Source organism: Oleiphilus sp. HI0125, assembly GCF_001635355.1.
The window spans coordinates 1-1363 of sequence record NZ_LWGF01000161.1 but is presented as its reverse complement, the minus strand read 5'-3'; the positions used below and the strand labels follow the sequence as shown (position 1 = coordinate 1363).

Here is a 1363-nt window from a genome sequence, read left to right as displayed (position 1 = left end):
GGTGAGTGGTGGGCCCGGTACGGGTAAAACGACAACGGCTGCAAAAATTATCTTAGCGCGTTTGTCTGCAGAGAAGTGCATAGAGAGGGCCATAGAGAAGGGCATAGAAAGTAGGCGTGCGTCATCGACGGTTTGCTTGGCACCTACTGGCAAGGCTGCACAACGCTTAGCATCGTCGCTAAGTTCTCAAGCTGAATCCTTATTGTCTAGCTTGCCGTTTGAAGAAGACTTGATTCAACACTTACGCTCTGCACTGCCTAAACAAGGTAAGACAGTTCATCGATATTTGATTGAAAACGATGTGTCGATGAGCGACTTTGATGACGATGACTATCTCAGTGATAACGAACGTTTGTTTGGCAAGCTCGAAACCTCAGCGATTCCAGATGTCCTCGTTATTGATGAATCTTCAATGATTGATTTAGCTTTAATGGAACGTTTAAGCATGATTTTGCATCCGCAAACGTGCGTAGTGTTCTTGGGTGATCATTATCAGTTGCCTGCGGTGGAAGCTGGTGATGTTTTTGCGCGTTGGGTAAAACGCTTTAAGCGTAATGCCGTATCTGCTGAGCAGTTAGGGCAACTAGTTCATCTACTGCCGTTTGATATGAATGTTGAACCATCGGAGTCTGAACAGATCAATCCTCTCGTGACATTGCAAAAGAGCTATCGTTTTCACGGTGCTTTAGCGGATATTGCGCGTCTTATTCGTGATGAGCCAGTAGAGACTTTGCGTCATTTCCTAACAACGAATACTGACAAAGCTATTAAATATCACTGGGTTGAGGGAAGAGCGCAGCAAGAACTTGGTGCATTGATGGCTCATTATCAAGACTTTGTAGAGCTTGCTGGGACAAAAGCGTCATTGGCTGAACTGCAAAAATGCTTCGATCAGTTCCAAATTCTTTGTTCAACGAGACAGGGGCCTTTAGGGACGGATCAGCTCAACGAGGTCATTCATACAAAAGCACAGAGTCGATTTTCATCAAGCCGCGCTGGTGTGTATCACGGTATGCCGATTATGTTGGAGCGTAATTATCCAAAACTCGATTTGTACAATGGAGACGTGGGTTTTTATATCGAAAACGTAAACCAAAACCACGAAAGCCAGTTTGTTGTGATGTTTTACCGAGGCGGGGAAGGGCGCGATATCGTAGTTTTGCCTTCGCAGATTGATAAGTTCGATCTGGCATATTCGATGACAGTGCATAAAAGTCAGGGCTCAGAATATGATCACGTTGGAGTGGTGCTTGCGCCATATGCGCCAGAGTTACTGACCCGCGCTTTGTTATATACCGCAGTAACGCGCGCGAAGCAGAAATGCACGCTGTATCTTAATGATGAGTCATTGTATAGATTAATG

1 protein-coding gene is annotated in these 1363 nt (G+C 45.3%); it reads left to right on the top strand.

All coding sequences use genetic code 11. The annotated features are described in order from the left end of the window. A partial coding sequence (locus A3762_RS02680; protein ID WP_156493163.1) for an AAA family ATPase occupies positions 1–1363 on the top strand: 1363 nt, incomplete at both ends.